Here is a 13,240-nt window from a genome sequence, read left to right on the forward strand (position 1 = left end):
GCGGTTTTAGAAAGAGTTGTAATTTCTCCAAAAAGATTGAAAACCATTTTAAAGCCTTCGACTTAACCTTTTTTTACATCAATAATGGTTTCATTTAATGTCAGCATACTTTTTGAAACACCACCAATAATTCAATTGTTCATGGAGGTTGTAAGCAACCTCCACATTTCCTGTATTTAATATTATTGTTCTACCAAACATCAAAAAGTAATCTGTGCTTTACATTGAAATAATTTGTGATGCTCTTTTTTTCTATTTCATTTAAAAGCCGATAAAATAAATCATCTGAAAAGTTAAGTTTAGGGTGGTTTCTTTATGAAAATACTCACGCTTTTAATTCATTCATTCCGAACTTCTCTCACTCTCTTTCTCACTGTTGGTTTAAGTCTTCACCTTATTGGATGCAGCGAACAACACAAAACAATACAAAGTACTGAACTGCGTAGAACCTCATCTGTTCAACTAGAAAATGTCTCAAATTCAAATTTAGATTCAACGCAACACACATTTACAGTGCTGCGAAATGATCCAGCAGATTATGGTGATGAGTCCTATCAGATTAAAACGGATCAAGGAAATCTCAGTATTTACAGTTTAAATATTAATAAACAACAAGCTCAATTACTCGCTAGCGTCAAGTCAGGAGAATGTTTAACTCTCTCAAGCCAAAGTGATGATTTCGCAGCGGTAGAAGGTAATATTAGCGTCATGGAGTTAGCCAATATCAGTATTCATCCATGTAAATAGGCATCATTCATTTATATTGAATTCAAATCCATAACTGATTGCTATAAATAAGCACTATTTATTTAACTATTAAAGCTTTTTGAAAAAATTAATCATTCATTAGCTAGAAAATTATGAGAACGAATATGAGAACTAAACTTAGTTTAAGCATGATTGAAAAATGATCTGATCCCACATGTTCATAGCATTCTTAACAATACTATGTAGATGATCAGCACTCGCGCCATCTATTGCCTGAATGGTCATGCCATATAACAATGTCGTATAAAAATCACAAAGCTGCATCACTTTATCTAAATTGGCTATCTCACCTTGTTCAAATCCAAGATTAAGCCGCTCTAATAATTTATTCCGACTTTGCAAACGAATTTGTTTAAGGTGCTCTTGTAAAAAAGTATTCTGTTGTGAACAGTTCATTGTCGCAACAACCAACATACAGCCCTTTGGCTTATCTTTTTGTACAAGATGCCGAATACTCTCATATAAATACAACTCAACTGCTATTTTCGCAGTTGTAGCTGTTTGCAAAATTTGCTCTGCGGGCATGGCTTCTTGCTGTACATAATGCACAATACATCGATCAAATAACGCTGCTTTATCTCCAAAGGTTGCATATAAACTTGGCGCAGTAATACCCAAAGCTTGAGTTAAGTCACTAATGGATGTGCCTTCATAGCCATGTTGCCAAAACAATAACATCGCTTGTTCTAATGCAACTTGCTCATTAAAGCATTTCGGACGCCCGCGACGTTTAGTATTTTGCTCGTTGCAAACACTTTGATTTTCTTGCTTTGATTTATCCATCATAAGCTATCATTTATATTTTATAACGTTCACTATTAAAATAATTGACGCTCCGTATTTAATCAAATAGTTTAATTTTATAACAATCACTATTTAATTAAATTAATGGGAGTATCAACATGAATACTCAGGTCAAAAAGACACCCAACGCATCTGCAACGCATTCATCTCTAACCAACCCATCGCCAAAGTCAGAAGGTAACTGGTTCGCCATCTTAACGGTTGCTATTACAGCTTTTGCACTTGTAACCAGTGAATTTCTCCCCATTGGTGTATTAAATTCAATTGCGCAAGATTTAGATATCAGCGTTGGTACAGCAGGCCTTGTTATTACCCTTCCTGGCATTATGGGTGCAATCGCCGCACCTGTATTATCTGTTGCCGTTAAACAACTTGATCGTCGAAAGCTACTGATTGCACTCACAGCCATTATGGTGATTTCAAATTTTATTACAGGCATTGCTGACAGTTTTGCTCTGGTGTTATTCAGCCGATTTTTACTTGGTATAGCTATTGGCGGTTTTTGGGCCACTGCAATTGCTTTAAGTGGTCGTGTCGCGCCACCCCATTTAGCTATAGCCAAAGCGACGGCAATCGTCATGGCGGGTGTCACATTGGCAACCATCTTAGGTGTTCCACTTGGGACATGGCTCAGTGAATGGCTCGGTTGGCGAAGTGCTTTTCAATCAATCGCATTGATAGGTGCTGTTATTATTGCGCTAGAATACAAATTTCTTCCACGTTTAGCGCCAACTTCTGCCATCCGCTGGAAAGATTTACCCGCCTTAATCCAAAATCATAAAGCGCGTAAAGGTCTTGTGATTATCTTATTAATTGGTTTCGCACATTTTTCATCTTATAGTTATTTAGCCCCATTCTTTAAAAATCAGGCAGGTTTTGATGGCGCTACTATTGGTAGCCTATTACTGATCTATGGTGTTAGTGGGTTTTTCGGCAACTTATTTGCTGGCTATAGCAGTAATATCAATGTGCGTTATACCCTCGCATTTGTTGCAATCAGTTTTATTATCGTATTTTTTAGCTTCCCACATTTTGCGATTCATTTAAGCGGCGCTTATGTTCTCACAGCATTATGGGGTTTTGCATTTGGTGCGTTTCCAACAACTGCAAATATTTGGATGTTTGTACACGCACCTGAAGCAGTAGAAAAAGGCATACCTTTATTTATCGGCATTTTCCAACTGATGATTGCTTTTGGCTCAGTCTTTGGTGGGTATGTGGTTGATCATTTTAATGCCAATATTTTACTCTATACTGTAGTGATCTTTGTCGGGTTAGCACTTTTGGCTTTATTTACACATAGCCGCGGTTTAAATAATCCTAAACACAACTGCCCTGTTCTTTAGATCAATACACGGTTTCATTTCGTCTTCAATGTATTTTATTAACGATATTTACCAAACACTTTCCACGTATTGTTATCGCCCAATGGATCGCTATAGCTATCGCTGCGGGCTTTTCGTGGCTTATCACGTGCATCAACCAGCACAAAGTCTGACTCCACACTGAGGACAATACCATTCACATAAAATCGGGTACGCGTGTAATCACTTTGCCCATGTTGAAATACATAAGTACGTAAATCAATAAATTCACGATGTGCCACCAGTGCAGCCGTATCATCGCTATCTAACCATTGGCGCATCGCTTGAATTTGTTCGGGCTCATACTGGCCGCATTTTTCAACTAAGCTTGCAATACCGCGAAACGTTTTGGATTCTTTAGCCCGCGTTTTATTAATCCGAATACGATCAACATGAAAATAAAATAAAGGCAAATTGAGGTGACTCGGCAAATGAATCGCATCCAAAACTTCATCTTCCATAAACGGTTGAAATAAGTCTTGTGCTCGTTCAATTAAACCTGTCCACTGCGCATAATATTCTGCAACTTCCGCTTGAGTACCGTAGTAAATTGGTAGGCCTTCTACATTGGCTAAATTTGCCGGTGGCCAAATATTTTGACGTAACAACGCAATATCACTTTTAAGGCTTTGAACTGCAATCGCATTTTGCATGCAAGAATCCATTTTTACACTTAGGCTATTTTTAGATTAAGTCAAAGGTTTAGTTTCTGCAAGGCTTTGCCTATAATACGCTATTAGATTTTTATGCTAGGACTCATTCATGGTTCAAAAGATTGAAGCAACTGATGTTACCGAAGAAGAAGCGTTGAATGCTGCTTTTTTTGAACGTGCTGATGATTTTATTAAACAAGCCAATGAATTTTGTCGTGTTGAAAAAGGTTCACAAGTCAAACCTGCTGAAATGCGTGGTCAAGTGAGTGCCGCAATGTTATTCGGTACTGCTCGTTTTAATACTTGGGTAGCAGCCAACGGTTTCAAAGATGGTAATGAAATGCGTGAAGCCAAAGAGCAAGTCATGTCTTATATACTTCAACAGTTCCAAATGATGCTTGAAGATAATTATGACGAATACTGCGAACAATTTGAAAACTATCTTCGTTTCCGTCACAACGAAGAGTTTCATGCCAACAAACATGATCACGACCACAAGCATTAATAAAAAGCCCTTCGGGGCTTTTTTTTAGCACTATTACATCTATTCAAAGCATTGATTTAAAATAGTCTTATGATAATGTTTTACATCATTTCGTCTAATTTTAGTATGCGACTTCCCTCTTTTAGGCAAAAATACAATAATCTCTGATGATTCATATGGATTTAGATCAAGGAAAGAAATGCAGAAACTCGATTTTCCCATAGTCGACTCACATATCCACCAATGGGACCCTTACAACACACCACATGCCGCAGCCCTCGCTGTCAAACTTCTAGGTAAACATCCTTATCTACTCGACAAAATGGTTCGCTTTGTACAGCCTCAGCATTTACTGGATACTGTAGGCTTAACTACACATGTCACTGCACCCTATTTACCAGAAGACTATAAACAAGATACTGGACACTACTTAGTTGATCAAATTGTACATGTCGAGGCAAATTGGCATGACAATAAAGGCAAAGGTGTAGTTGGAGAAACGCGTTTTATTGAATCTTTAGATTTTAATGAGCGTACAGTGGGCTTAGGTGGAATTGTAGGGACTGCAGACCCTTGTGATAGTAACTTTAAAAAAATCTTAAAAATGCACAAACAGGCTTCACCGCATTTTAGAGGTATCCGACGCATAGCTGCAGTGCACGAAGATCCGAAAATTCATGCCTGGACCAAAGAACCGCATCTTTATACCAATAAAAAATTTATGAAAGGTTTTGAAGCTTTAGCTCAAATGAACCTAAGTTTTGATGCATGGGTATATTCAGACCAAATACGAGATGTGACAGCACTGGCCCGTGCCTTTCCTGAAACGTCAATTGTCCTTGATCACTTTGGTACACCTGTAGGTGCTTTTGGTGCTGTCGGTTCGCACACAGGTTTAACTCAAACTGCACGTGACAATATTATTTTCCGTTGGAAAGATGACATTGCCGAATTAGCGTCTTGTCCGAATGTATATACCAAAATGTCTGGCTTATTCATGCCAGTACTCGGACATCAGTTCCATAAAGAAAATCGTTTGGCATCGAAAGACGAAGTATTTGATTGTGCACTGCCACTTATCACACACGCATTAAAATCCTTTGGGCAATATCGTGTTATGTTCGCATCCAATTTCCCTATGGATAGTGTAAGTACAACGCTCGTTAATATTATTGATGCATTCTCTGATGCTGTGGCGGCCTACAATCCTGAAGCTTTAGCAGATGTGTTTCGACACAATGCGCGCCAGTTCTATCGATTGTAAATATTAAAAGCAAAAAATCCTCCAAAATGGAGGATTTTTTATCGCAATAATTAAATACTTACTTGGCTGCTTTTGCTGCCTGACCATATTGATCTGACATAACCTCAACCAGTTGATTCGGCTGAATATACTTTTTAATAACCGCATCAATATCTGCTTTAGTCAATGTAGCAATCGCTCGGTCACGCTTTTCACGATAATTTAAATCACGGCCTTTCTCCAATTGTGGAATGAGCATACTGTGAATACGACGATCATCTTCAAGTGCAGTTAAGCGTTTTTTCAACATACTGGCTTTAGCTGCTTCTACTTCTTGCTCAGTGACGCCGTTTTTCAGCATACTCTGAAGCACTTTATGCACTGCTTGTGAAACTTGTGCTGACTTTCCGGCAGTGTAGTTCGCACCAATACTTAACACACCCGAATCCACCCAGTCATCAAAATTTACATCGGCACTAAACCCATAAACTAAGGCATTTTTCTCACGCAATTCTTGCGCTAATCGTGATGACAATTGTGAGTCACCAAGAATATGACGAAATACCTGTAATGCAGGCGAATCGGCATGTTCCACCCCAACAGGGAACGTCATAATTGCTTGATAACTACCAAATTCACGTTGCTCAGACAATGCATGGACTTTTTGCGCAGGATAAGCTGTGTATTTCGAATCCAAACGTGCATACGGTTCTTGTGTCGTCCAAGTTGAAAATTCTGTTTTTAGCATTTTTTCAATTTGTTTCGCATCAAAATCACCAGTCACAGCAATTTGCGCATGTTGAGTTTTAAAGAACTGCTGATGTAGTCGCTGTACTTGATCTCGTGTCGCAGCATTTAATTGTTTCTTCGCCAGTTCAGGTTCAAAATGGTAACGAATATCACCTGGTTGGTAGATTTCAACTAAACGAGATAAAGTCATTGCAGACACAGTATCAGGCTCAGTATATGGACGATCTAAACTTGATAGACTCTGAGACTTAATTAAGTCAAATTGTGATTGTTCAAATGAAGGCGCTTTCACAACATCCATAACGTACTTAAAAAATTCCGCAAATTTTTCTTTACGTGCAACCACTTGAATTGTAAAACCATTACCCGTTGCACCCACCGTTGCGCCACCACCTACATCGATAATTTTATCGGTGATTTGCTGTAGACTTTGATCTTTGGATGCTCGGAACATGAGGTAAGCCGTTAAATCTAACAACTCGCCTTTATTCATTAAACTTTGCGCTGTACCAAAATCTAGTGCTACTGTTGCATAGGTTTTATCATCACGGGTTTGCGTTGGAAATAAAGCATATTGGATACCGTTTTTTAATTTTCCTCGCTGAATCTGTTTCTCTTTTTGATTCAGATACTGCTTAGACTCTTGCACATACTGTTTAACTTCAGCCCGATAAACACTTGCATCTTTTAACGGTTCTTCAATTTCAGCTTGTTTATCTAAAGTTTCAGTCGGTTTTGCAGCTGCTTGTTGTTGTGCTTTTTTCTGGTCTTCTGGAGTGGGCAAAATGTTGCCTGTAATACGATACTCCGGCTTTAGAAAATCTTTATAAATTTTATTTACATCAGCAACATTGAGCTTTTGAACTTTATCTAAATCTTTAAAGTATTGTGTCCAATCACCATTATAAGCCACAGTATAATCACTTAATCGTTCACCCAAAGCAGACGCATTATTCTTAATATTATCTGCCATGTTACGAGTCATGCTTTTGACACGATTTAACTCAACATCATCAAATGGTTTAGATTGCTCTACGCCTTGAATGAGTCCATTCGAAACTTTTTTCGCATCATGATTTGGCGCATAAATAGCCCCCATAAAGACTAAATTAAAGTCCTTATCTAACCATGTTGAACTTTGTACTGCTGTCGCTGTACCTGTTTCTACGACACTTTGATAAAGATGACCGCTTGGCTGCAAGGTATACAAAGTTGGTGACACCGCCAATGCAGGCTTAATATTTTCAACTGAGCCATTTAAGTAAATATTAAATTTAGCAAAATCACTGCCTTTATTCACAGTAAATTCGCGTTGCTTAATTTTACTCGCATCCAGTACAGGAACTTTGGGTTGAGCGGGAATATTTCGAGATGCAATCGGACTAAATTGACTATCAATTTGTTTGAGCACCGCAGCTTTATCAAACTTCCCTGAAATCACCATCACCGCATTATTGGGTGCATACCAAGTACGATAAAATTGATTTAATTCTTTCATATTGATGGATTGAAGTTCATTCAAGTCACCAATTGGCAAACGCCCTAAATGTTGATTGCCATAAGCTGCTTTCCACACTTGATCAATCAATACTGAAAATGGCTGATCTAAACGAATCTCGCGCTCACGCTTCACAATATCAATTTCAGTCGGGACAAATTTTTCTTGTAATACCAATTTGTCCATACGTTCTGCTTCTAAATGCAAAACTTGATCTAGCGCATTTTGTTCTGGTCGAACCACATTGGTATATTTGGTCGAGTAATAATTGGTGCTGGCATTGGTCATTAAAGTGAACTGATCGAGTCGACGCTGAAATTCATCACCTTTGACATTTTCAGTGCCCTTAAAAGCTAAATGCTCTAGCAAATGCGCCAAACCACCTTTACCTTGTGGATCATTCAATGAACCAGTGAAATACACCGTATTCATAAACACTTTACTTTCTTTATTATTTTGCGCAAGAATCACTCGAAAACCATTATCAAGCTTATATTCTTCAATTGATTGTTCTGATTTAACCAAAACAGGTTGAGCCAAAAGTGTGGTGCTTAAACCTGCAAATAAAAGTGAAAGCGTGAGTTGTTTAATACGCATGTAAATTCTTTATCCTGTTTATCGATGGCATCGAATTTCTTTAGATTCGATCATTTCACTGATGATTCTATTCGTTCATTTTATTGAATGATAGTAACTTTTTATTAAAAACCTGCTGTCACTTAAGACAGCATGTAATTGATTTAATTTTATTAAATTTCAATTTCAGCTTGCATATATAATCGTGCATAACCTGAAATTTCAATTCGATCATCATCTTGCATCACACAATGTAATTCACCACCACGCGCTGATGCTTGATATGCAAGAATGTTCTTTTTATTCAATTTTTCTGCCCATATCGGCACGATTCCCGTATGAATTGAACCGGTTACAGGGTCTTCGTCAATACCATTGCCTGGTGCAAAATAGCGTGAAATACAGTCATAATTCGTTGCTTGTGCAGTAATCGCTACATCCGTAATGCTACCTGGCGCTGTAATCGCCGTTCTTATTTTACCAAGACGTTTTAATACAGCTAAATCAGGTTGTTGATCTAAGACCTGTTGCGCGGTTTCATATTCAACAATATAAGCCTGTGCATTCAGGTACACCTGCTTAAACGGTTGACTCAAGGCTTGGGTCAACTCTACAGGATATTCAGTCACGATCTGTGCTTTACGCTGAGGGAAATTCATTAAAATCTTGCCATCTTCAGCATGTTTAACTGCAAATATGCCCAGATTTTTAACATGAAATTGTATGGCTTTTAACTGTGTATAAAAGCGGAACAAGACATAACTACTGGCAAGCGTTGCATGACCACAGAAATCTACTTCCGTTGTCGGTGTAAACCAACGAATTTCATAATTTGCTTCATCTAACTTTTTCACAAAAGCTGTTTCAGACAAATTATTTTCTAGCGCAATTTTTTGCATCAAGTTTTCATCTAACCACTCGTCCAACACAATGACCGCAGCAGGATTTCCTTTAAATAATTCTTGCGTGAATGCGTCTACTTGATACATTTTCATGAATAATCTCCTAAATATGTGTTTTATTTTAAAGGCTTTTGAAAACATTACATGCGTTATATGCTATGTACATCTTAATTTTAACGATTCGCCTACATGTTCAGTCTCAGACGAATCAATACAAGGATAAAATTTGAAAGCGCATCTTCGTCCCGTTCCTCTTGAAAAATCTTATCGTTTACTTAACCACGGCCCGACCGTTTTAGTCTCAGCACAAGACCAGCAAACAACTGGCGTCATGACTGCGGCTTGGGCATGTGCTTTAGAATTTAGTCCAGCCAAGGTCACTGTTGTACTCGATAAAGCCACAAAAACGCGCGAAATTATCGAACATTCAGGTTATTTCGCCCTACAAGTTCCGACGTTAAAACAACTGAAAATGGTGTACGCCCTCGGCATGATTAGCCAGCGTGATGCTCCCGAAAAATTACGCCAATGTGGTGTTGAATTATTTAAGATGCACGATGCCGATATTCCACTTGTTGAAGGCTGTTCCGCTTGGATTTTGTGCCAATTAATATCTGAACCACATAATCAACAAAATCATGATCTATTTATTGGTAAAGTCATTGCAGCATATGCTGATGAACGTGTTTTTCGAGATGGTCATTGGTACTATCAAGATGTTGCAGATGAGTGGAAAAGCTTGCATCACGTCGCGGGTGGACATTTCTATACGATTGGTCAAGCCATTTCGGTAGATGATCTAGAACAGTAATCCTAATTGATTTGGTCGTAATAAATAAAGTTTTTAATTCATTAGCTTTCGTGATGCAGATAAATACGGATTATCTCCTTCACAACCACATGATCAATAAGCCATTACACTGCATTTCATGTTAATTTAAATAAAACAAACCCAATTGTAAGAGTGAAAATGACTTTTAAAATACACACATTAGATGTCAAAAATGCCCTACAAAACTATATATGGCTACTCGAACATATACCGAGCCATGAGGTCATTGCTGTCGACCCGACAGAAGCAGAATTGGTTGAACAATACTGTGCAGAACATGGCTTAACACTTCAACAAATTTGGCTGACACATTGGCATAAAGATCATGTTGGCGGGGTGCCCGCACTAATCCAAGATCGAAATATTCCAATCTATGGGCCACGTGCTGAATTATCCCGTATTCCTTGGATTAATTTTCCTTTAGATCATGATGACATATTCGAATTTCATGGTCTTACAGTTGAAGTTGCTGCTGTTCCTGGACACACACTCGGCCATATTGTTTATTTTATCGATGACATAAACACCCTATTTTGTGGAGATACGCTCTTTGCTATGGGGTGTGGACGTGTTTTTGAAGGAACATATGAGCAAATGTACGACTCTTTAGCACGTATTGCAGCATTTCCAGCAGAAACAAAAGTTTACTGCACCCACGAATATACACTTTCAAATGCGCAGTTTGCACGGCATGTTGAACCTGACAATATCGCGATTCAGCAACGTTTTGAAGAGGTTGAATCTTTACGGATGATTGGTCAATGCACTTTGCCCAGTAGCATTGCTTTAGAGCTAGAAACCAATCCTTTTTTACGCGCTGAAAGTTTAGAAGATTTTAAACGCTTACGTGATTTAAAAGATAATTTTTGATTTGATCGGCATGAAAACATATAAAAAGAGGCAGCTTATAACTGCCTCTTTTTTATAAAATAGGTAGTTGCTTACAAAATCTGGTTGGTAACTGCAAAAGTATCTAATTCGGTTTGGGTAACAACACGCACTGCTTGCATTTCATCAATACGCACTAAAAGCAATCCACCTAAAGCAGGCTGATAGCGACGTGCACTACCAAATGGCGTATATGAAACTTTAGATTGTTCTGAAAAAACCAGCCAATCTTCATGGCCTAACATTACCCCAACGGGTACATTCCCCTGCTGTTGTATACGTTCAATTTCTTCATGCACATATTGCTCAATCGTCTGCATATTCAATCATCATATTTGCTATTCGCACAGTATATAAGTTTTCAAACAGGGATTTACTCGAGTTTTCAACAAATATACCCTCCATTATGAATATTCATTTTATCGATTTTGCTTAAACTGAGCCTGCATATCTTCAAATGCATCATTAAAGCCAATCAGCGAAAGCTTACTATATTGCACAGTATCAGCACCTTTTAATTGATAGCCTATTCTCAACAGATTGCCTTGCTTAAATTGTATCACTAGATCATTTGCATCTCGAAATAGCCCCTCACGCGCACTGACCGCTAAATGATGATCGACCTTTAGAAAACTTAGTGTATTTTTCGCATGACTATGACCAACACTGATATTGAAATCATCATTTAAACGCATCACCGTAATATGATTTTTACGCATCATACAGAAATGCAAATTGTCGTTGGCCTGTATACGACAAGAAATTTTCCAGCTTGCCCTTCCAATTAAAACCCTTTCCTCTTTGTTTTGGATTGCGCTGTGCTCAACTGCATTGACCTGCTGAATAAGTGTCGTCAGCCGATCATTTTGGGGTACAGCAGCCAAAGTAACCGTACAAAATAGACTAATAAATTGAAAGCAAAGAAGTATAAATTTATTCACAACTGTTAAAATCAGTATCAAAAGCAATGGCATTATACGCAGTCAAAGCATAATTCAAATACTCATAACTAATTAATTTTTATATAATATTTATTATTTTACACAATTTTAAAAAACTGCTTTTTAGTTCACTTTTCAAATATTACCTTTAGCCAATTTCATTGAATTCAACATGACTTCATCCCGATTTGAAGGATCAAAACACTTTAGATCCAGCATACATTTAATTTGTACTATCGCACTATATCTAGTTTCCATTTATCAAGCATCTGTAGAATCTTTTAAAAAGCTTTGTTTCACTATGAACAATTTATGAAATAATAATATTTACTTACATTAAGATTATTTCATGTATTAACAAAAACTTATGATATAAAAATATTATATTAAAAGTTATTTCTGTTTATTAATCACTCAAAATTGAATATTTTATATAAAACTTAACTTTTCGCCCTTTAAAAAATATTTTGACACCCCTATTTAATAAAGAATGATTGATAAGGAGTTCGCTCGTGAAAAAAGTAGTTAAAGCAAAAAATGTGGTTGCGTTTCGTCTTTGGTTAGAAAAACTTGGTTATTCAGTACGCTCACTCGCGGACAACCGCGGTTTTACCTTCAGCTTTAAAAAAGAATACGGTCTTGTAACTGTGGATTTATCTGGTAATGCTTTAGCTATGCAGCTTGGTGAAGAATTTGAAGATCACTTAAAGGCTTAAGTCCGATCTGATTCTTTTTTTAATTTTTGAAATAAATGAATTAATTCAAAAATTTTTTTGAAATTTAAATCATTAATAGCCCGATTTTTCGGGCTTTTTTTATAGCAGCATTTATGTAATTTTTCACAGTTAAGAATCGTAGTTAAGTGCTTCAACACTTATGTGACAGAACAACTCTTAATACAACGCAAGGCATCTTAAATAGTGAGCTGTTTTAGAAGCCTATAGCAATATTTCAGTATATATCAGGCGAATCATATACATTTTGCATTTGAAAAATTTGGACACCCCAAACGCAAAAAAGCAAGGCCAATGCCTTGCTTAATTTAATGGTGGGGACGGAGAGACTCGAACTCTCACACCTCGCGGCGCTGGAACCTAAATCCAGTGCGTCTACCAATTTCGCCACGTCCCCATCAGGGTGCTGAATAAATCAGACTTAAAATATTAGTTTCAAATTCTGTTGTTACACCGCTTAATAAATAAATGGTGGGGACGGAGAGACTCGAACTCTCACACCTCGCGGCGCTGGAACCTAAATCCAGTGCGTCTACCAATTTCGCCACGTCCCCAACAGGGTTGCTGAATCAATCAGACTTTTAATTTAAAACTTGGCAGAGGATCAAGGACTCGAACCTTGACGAACGGTTTTGGAGACCGTCATGCTACCATTACACCAATCCTCTGTAGCCTAACTATCAAACCGAAGTTTAATATTTAGTGGTGGGGACGGAGAGACTCGAACTCTCACACCTCGCGGCGCTGGAACCTAAATCCAGTGCGTCTACCAATTTCGCCACGTCCCCAATGGCTGTGTATAT

13 protein-coding genes, 4 tRNA genes and 1 pseudogene are annotated in these 13,240 nt (G+C 37.8%); 8 read left to right on the forward strand and 10 right to left on the reverse strand.

Annotation, left to right across the window (positions count from 1 at the left end):
- Together FTT84_RS08470 and FTT84_RS08475 are read left to right on the forward strand one after the other, a co-directional pair.
- A pseudogene (locus tag FTT84_RS08470) lies at positions 1 to 98 on the forward strand (IS1 family transposase); the annotation flags it as partial.
- Positions 99 to 315: 217 nt separating this feature from the next.
- Positions 316 to 747 carry a hypothetical protein gene (locus tag FTT84_RS08475; protein WP_180056582.1) on the forward strand — a complete coding sequence of 144 codons (432 nt, stop codon included), beginning with the start codon at positions 316 to 318 and terminating at the stop codon, positions 745 to 747.
- Between the two features lie 138 nt (positions 748 to 885).
- Here FTT84_RS08475 and FTT84_RS08480 read toward each other — a convergent pair whose 3' ends face one another.
- Positions 886 to 1,551: a TetR/AcrR family transcriptional regulator gene (locus FTT84_RS08480; RefSeq protein ID WP_067762139.1), complete on the reverse strand. Its 666-nt coding sequence runs from the start codon at positions 1,549 to 1,551 to the stop codon at positions 886 to 888.
- A 119-nt stretch (positions 1,552 to 1,670) separates the two neighbouring features.
- On the opposite strand from FTT84_RS08480, the gene FTT84_RS08485 reads away from it, so the two are divergent.
- Positions 1,671 to 2,918 carry an MFS transporter gene (locus FTT84_RS08485; RefSeq protein WP_180056584.1) on the forward strand — a complete coding sequence of 416 codons (1,248 nt, stop codon included), beginning with the start codon at positions 1,671 to 1,673 and terminating at the stop codon, positions 2,916 to 2,918.
- A 38-nt stretch (positions 2,919 to 2,956) separates the two neighbouring features.
- On the opposite strand, the gene FTT84_RS08490 is transcribed toward FTT84_RS08485, so the two are convergent.
- Entirely contained in the window at positions 2,957 to 3,589 is a 633-nt protein-coding gene (locus FTT84_RS08490; protein WP_067762144.1) for a hypothetical protein, read from the reverse strand.
- 109 nt (positions 3,590 to 3,698) lie between these two features.
- On the opposite strand from FTT84_RS08490, the gene FTT84_RS08495 reads away from it, so the two are divergent.
- Together FTT84_RS08495 and FTT84_RS08500 are read left to right on the forward strand one after the other, a co-directional pair.
- Positions 3,699 to 4,094 carry a DUF3144 domain-containing protein gene (locus FTT84_RS08495; RefSeq protein WP_067762146.1) on the forward strand — a complete coding sequence of 132 codons (396 nt, stop codon included), beginning with the start codon at positions 3,699 to 3,701 and terminating at the stop codon, positions 4,092 to 4,094.
- A 178-nt stretch (positions 4,095 to 4,272) separates the two neighbouring features.
- The gene (locus FTT84_RS08500; RefSeq protein WP_067762151.1) at positions 4,273 to 5,337 is read left to right on the forward strand and encodes an amidohydrolase; all 1,065 of its coding nucleotides are present in this window, start codon (positions 4,273 to 4,275) and stop codon (positions 5,335 to 5,337) included.
- Between the two features lie 58 nt (positions 5,338 to 5,395).
- Here FTT84_RS08500 and FTT84_RS08505 read toward each other — a convergent pair whose 3' ends face one another.
- Together FTT84_RS08505 and FTT84_RS08510 are read right to left on the reverse strand one after the other, a co-directional pair.
- Positions 5,396 to 8,161, reverse strand: a complete 2,766-nt coding sequence (locus tag FTT84_RS08505) for a pitrilysin family protein (RefSeq protein WP_218949699.1) — start codon at positions 8,159 to 8,161, stop codon at positions 5,396 to 5,398.
- A 152-nt stretch (positions 8,162 to 8,313) separates the two neighbouring features.
- On the reverse strand, positions 8,314 to 9,135 hold the full coding sequence (locus FTT84_RS08510) for a PhzF family phenazine biosynthesis protein (RefSeq protein ID WP_180080914.1): 822 nt from the start codon (positions 9,133 to 9,135) through the stop codon (positions 8,314 to 8,316).
- 133 nt (positions 9,136 to 9,268) lie between these two features.
- Here FTT84_RS08510 and FTT84_RS08515 point away from each other — a divergent pair, with 133 nt between their 5' ends.
- Positions 9,269 to 9,853 carry a flavin reductase family protein gene (locus FTT84_RS08515; protein WP_067762157.1) on the forward strand — a complete coding sequence of 195 codons (585 nt, stop codon included), beginning with the start codon at positions 9,269 to 9,271 and terminating at the stop codon, positions 9,851 to 9,853.
- Between the two features lie 159 nt (positions 9,854 to 10,012).
- Positions 10,013 to 10,744, forward strand: a complete 732-nt coding sequence (gene gloB, locus FTT84_RS08520) for a hydroxyacylglutathione hydrolase (protein WP_180080916.1) — start codon at positions 10,013 to 10,015, stop codon at positions 10,742 to 10,744.
- 71 nt (positions 10,745 to 10,815) lie between these two features.
- On the opposite strand, the gene FTT84_RS08525 is transcribed toward gloB, so the two are convergent.
- Both FTT84_RS08525 and FTT84_RS08530 read right to left on the reverse strand, forming a co-directional pair.
- A complete protein-coding gene (locus FTT84_RS08525) occupies positions 10,816 to 11,088 on the reverse strand; it encodes a hypothetical protein (protein WP_180080918.1) in 273 nt (90 codons plus the stop codon).
- Positions 11,089 to 11,181: 93 nt separating this feature from the next.
- Complete coding sequence (locus FTT84_RS08530; RefSeq protein ID WP_180080919.1) at positions 11,182 to 11,646, reverse strand: hypothetical protein; 465 nt, start codon at positions 11,644 to 11,646, stop codon at positions 11,182 to 11,184.
- Positions 11,647 to 12,215: 569 nt separating this feature from the next.
- Here FTT84_RS08530 and FTT84_RS08535 point away from each other — a divergent pair.
- Positions 12,216 to 12,419 carry a hypothetical protein gene (locus tag FTT84_RS08535; protein WP_067762165.1) on the forward strand — a complete coding sequence of 68 codons (204 nt, stop codon included), beginning with the start codon at positions 12,216 to 12,218 and terminating at the stop codon, positions 12,417 to 12,419.
- Positions 12,420 to 12,749: 330 nt separating this feature from the next.
- Here the strand turns inward: FTT84_RS08535 and FTT84_RS08540 are convergent.
- The 4 genes from FTT84_RS08540 to FTT84_RS08555 form a co-directional block, all read right to left on the reverse strand.
- Positions 12,750 to 12,834, reverse strand: a tRNA-Leu gene (locus FTT84_RS08540).
- 72 nt (positions 12,835 to 12,906) lie between these two features.
- Positions 12,907 to 12,991, reverse strand: a tRNA-Leu gene (locus tag FTT84_RS08545).
- Positions 12,992 to 13,031: 40 nt separating this feature from the next.
- Positions 13,032 to 13,105: transfer RNA gene (locus FTT84_RS08550), tRNA-Trp, on the reverse strand.
- A gap of 35 nt (positions 13,106 to 13,140) precedes the next feature.
- A tRNA-Leu gene (locus FTT84_RS08555) sits at positions 13,141 to 13,225 on the reverse strand.
- Positions 13,226 to 13,240: the final 15 nt, after the last annotated feature.

It is taken from the genome of Acinetobacter sp. YH01019 (genome assembly GCF_013420285.1).
Taxonomy (GTDB): domain Bacteria; phylum Pseudomonadota; class Gammaproteobacteria; order Pseudomonadales; family Moraxellaceae; genus Acinetobacter; species Acinetobacter gandensis.

Excerpts from the sequence above, each read along its gene's own strand:
- FTT84_RS08475 (WP_180056582.1), top strand. The coding sequence starts at position 316 with ATGAAAATACTCACGCTTTTAATTCATTCATTCCGAACTTCTCTCACT.
- FTT84_RS08480 (WP_067762139.1), bottom strand. The coding sequence starts at position 1,551 with ATGGATAAATCAAAGCAAGAAAATCAAAGTGTTTGCAACGAGCAAAAT.
- FTT84_RS08485 (WP_180056584.1), top strand. The coding sequence starts at position 1,671 with ATGAATACTCAGGTCAAAAAGACACCCAACGCATCTGCAACGCATTCA.
- FTT84_RS08490 (WP_067762144.1), bottom strand. The coding sequence starts at position 3,589 with ATGCAAAATGCGATTGCAGTTCAAAGCCTTAAAAGTGATATTGCGTTG.
- FTT84_RS08495 (WP_067762146.1), top strand. The coding sequence starts at position 3,699 with ATGGTTCAAAAGATTGAAGCAACTGATGTTACCGAAGAAGAAGCGTTG.
- FTT84_RS08500 (WP_067762151.1), top strand. The coding sequence starts at position 4,273 with ATGCAGAAACTCGATTTTCCCATAGTCGACTCACATATCCACCAATGG.
- FTT84_RS08505 (WP_218949699.1), bottom strand. The coding sequence starts at position 8,161 with ATGCGTATTAAACAACTCACGCTTTCACTTTTATTTGCAGGTTTAAGC.
- FTT84_RS08510 (WP_180080914.1), bottom strand. The coding sequence starts at position 9,135 with ATGAAAATGTATCAAGTAGACGCATTCACGCAAGAATTATTTAAAGGA.
- gloB (WP_180080916.1), top strand. The coding sequence starts at position 10,013 with ATGACTTTTAAAATACACACATTAGATGTCAAAAATGCCCTACAAAAC.